Source organism: Enhygromyxa salina, from assembly GCF_002994635.1.
GTDB lineage: Bacteria > Myxococcota_A > Polyangia > Nannocystales > Nannocystaceae > Plesiocystis > Plesiocystis salina_B.
In genome coordinates this window covers 1-2984 of the sequence record NZ_PVNL01000174.1, presented here as the reverse complement: position 1 = coordinate 2984, position 2984 = coordinate 1, and the positions used below count along the sequence as shown (strand labels likewise).

The 2984-nt window shown below is 66.2% G+C and carries 4 protein-coding genes; 3 read left to right on the top strand and 1 reads right to left on the bottom strand.

Features of this window, described 5'->3' with window-relative positions; all coding sequences use genetic code 11:
- Positions 1-205: hypothetical protein (locus tag ENSA7_RS44905; protein WP_181234661.1), on the bottom strand; the 205-nt coding region annotated here is incomplete at its 3' end.
- Between the two features lie 85 nt (positions 206-290).
- Here ENSA7_RS44905 and ENSA7_RS41500 point away from each other — a divergent pair.
- The 3 genes from ENSA7_RS41500 to ENSA7_RS41490 form a co-directional block, all read left to right on the top strand.
- The gene (locus tag ENSA7_RS41500; protein WP_106094972.1) at positions 291-1643 is read left to right on the top strand and encodes a sodium/glutamate symporter; all 1353 of its coding nucleotides are present in this window, start codon (positions 291-293) and stop codon (positions 1641-1643) included.
- 197 nt (positions 1644-1840) lie between these two features.
- Positions 1841-2071, top strand: a complete 231-nt coding sequence (locus ENSA7_RS41495; RefSeq protein WP_106094971.1) for a hypothetical protein — start codon at positions 1841-1843, stop codon at positions 2069-2071.
- A gap of 96 nt (positions 2072-2167) precedes the next feature.
- A partial coding sequence (locus ENSA7_RS41490; protein WP_146158758.1) for a hypothetical protein occupies positions 2168-2984 on the top strand: 817 nt, incomplete at its 3' end.

Below are 2984 nucleotides of genomic sequence, written 5' to 3'. Positions count from 1 at the left end.
CTCCGTCACCTGGGTCCCCGTCTCCGTCGCCCGTGTCCCCATCCCCGTCCCCGTCCCCATCCCCCGAGTCGCCATCACCATCACCCGAGCTGCTCGTGTCTGCGGTGCCACCCAGCGACGCGCCATCGGTCGCGCCGCTGTCACCACAAGCCGAGACCGCCCCGATCAGGGCAACACACACCACGGTCAGATCACGCAGGCGCACGCCGCATCGAACCACAGACCCACGCTGCTGACCACCGCGCGCTCTAGCGGCACCTGGCGTATGCTCCAGCGGCCAGGGGATCCGCATGAAGTTTTGGGCAAGCGGCGCGATGTTGACGGCGCTGATGATCGTCGCGCTGCTGCTCGGGTGCGAGCTGCTCGCGCGCGTCGTTCCGGCGCTTCGGCGGATCGGCCTGCCGCTGGCGATCCTCGCGGGCGCGCTCGGTCTGCTGCTGGGCGAGCAGGCCCTCGGACTGTTCGCGCTCGACGTCGATCTGCTCGAGTCCGTCGTCTATCACGGCCTCGCGATCGTGTTCATCTCGGTCGGACTCAAGGCCCCGTCCGAGGGCGGGCGCTCGGCCGGCGCCCGATCCATGGCCTTCGCGATCGTGGCGATGATGGCCACCCAGGCGGTGCTGGGCCTGGGCGTGGTGTTGCTGCTCGACACCGCGCTGCACCCTGGATTCGGGCTGCTGCTGCCGATGGGGTTCGAAGAGGGTCCGGGGCAGGCGCTGTCGATCGGATCCGCGTGGGAGCAAACAGGGCTCGTGAATGGCGCACAGATCGGGTTGATCATCGCCGTGCTCGGCTACGCCTGGTCCGTGATCGCGGGGGTCCCGTTGGTCATCTGGGGCCGGCGCAAGGGCTGGGGCGCGCGCGAGCTCGAGACGGGTGGCAAGCGCGAGCCCACCACCGTCAGCGTGCGCCCCTCGGAGCCCGGCAGCGTCGACGCCCTGACCGCCCAGGTCGCCGTGGTCGGCCTGTGTTACCTGCTGACGTGGGCCGTCTGCTCGGGCTTGGCGCGCGTGTTTGCGGGCATGCCCGACATCGCCGCCACCATGTGGGGCTTCCACTTCATCTTTGGGGCCGCGATCGCCATGGGCATGCGCCCGCTGCTCGCCCGCCTGCCCGGCGGCACCCCGGTCAACGATCACTTGATGGGCCGCGTCAGCGGACTGACGATCGACGTGATCACCTGCGCCGCGCTGGCGGCCGTGCAGATCGCCGTGCTGTCCTCGCACTGGTTGCCGATCGTCCTGGTCACCGTGCTCGGCGGAACCTGGACCCTGATCTTTGCGGTGTGGGTGGCCAAGCGCGCCTGGACCGAAGCCCCATTCGAGCACGCCGTCCTCTACTACGGCATGTCCACCGGCACCCTGCCCACCGGGCTCGCGCTGCTGCGGGTCGTCGATCCCGACCTGCGCAGCCCCGCGGCGGTCAGCGCGGTGTTCGGCTCGGCTGGCGCGGTCCTTGGCGTGGTGCCGCTGCTCATGGGCCTGATCCCGATGACGGTCGCCGGCTATGCCAGCGACTGGCCTGGGCGGGGGTGGGTGATGCTCGGTGCGCTGGTTACCTACACGCTGATCGTGTTCGTGCTGTGGCGGATGTTCGGGGGGCTGCGATTCCGCCGACCGCTCGCATCAATCTGGCCTGACTAGCTGGCCTGATTAAAATCCCGCATATCACGCACCCTTCTCGAGGACTGGCCCCGCGATTGGTCTTAGGTCCAAGTGAACAAATCCGCAGATTTTTGGACACCTGCCCAGTACTGTACGAACCTCCAGAAATGCAACCGTTCACTCATCCCAGCACCACCTCTTTGTTGCGTCTCATCGTGGAGCTCCGAGGCTCGGATATGCCTTCGAACGACGTTTTTCTGGCGGTGATCAGCGAGCGAGAGCCAGACGCGCTGGCCCAACAGCTCGACGAGCTCGAGCGTCGGGGCCTGATCTCCTGGTCCGAGGGGGGCGAGCAGTGGACCCCGACCATGCGCGGGCTGCTGATCGGGATTGGCTTGCCCGCCTTCGAGCCCGGCGAGGTCGACTGTTCCAACGACCAAGTCGACAGCCAAGCCGAGTGTGCCTGAGCCCCACCCGCGCGGCTGATCTGCCCGCGCCCGACCCACCGCTGGGTCCCGCGACCGGGGTGTTGCCCGTCCCGGAGTGCTACCTTCAGTGCGACGATGTCGGAAGTCGCAAAAGCGGTCAAACCTCTATTCGACAAGTTCATCGACTTTTTTGACATCTTTGATCTCTCGTTCTTCGTGTCTGGCGCGACCTTTGTCGCCGCGATCGCCTGGGCCGGCCTGACGCCCGACCTCGCCAAGCTGCTCGGGTTCGAGCCCACCGAGTCAGGCGGATGGTTGGTGACCGAGCAGATGCCCGGCATCACCGTCGTCGCGCTGATCCTCGCTGCGTATGTGTCGGGCATGAGCACCTTCGCGGTCGGTCGCTTCGTCCGCAAGTGGGTGTTCGCCACCCTCGACTGGATCGTCGGCGCGCCCCCGCGCAAGCACTCGCTGTTCGACGACCTCGAGAAGCATGGCGTGCTCGTGCGGCGGCTGAGTGGGCATGGGTTTAGGGTTAACCCGGAGTTTGATCGGATTCCGTGGTTGAAGCGGTATTTGATCGATGGGGGCAGCGACGGTCGGGAGTCTGCGCTCTACGTGCGGATGTGGGCGGAAGTTCGCCAGCGCGAGCGGTTTGCTCCCTCGTTCTCGTTGCTGCGTCGGTATTGGGTTAGTGCGGCGACGCTGGATGGGTTGTTTGTCGCGTTTTGTACCTGGGGGGTGTTGTTGGCGTTGAAGGATCATACGATTCATGGGTGGTTTCCTAGCGCGGCGACGTTGGTTGGGGCGCTGTTTTGTCTGCGGGAGGCTCAGCGGTATGGGGTGTATCAGCGGGAGGAGTTGGTGGCTACGCTGTTGCATGTTTATGATTTGCCGGATTTGGAGCTTACGGGGATGATGAAGAGTGGGGCGGCGGAGACGGGGGGGTTGG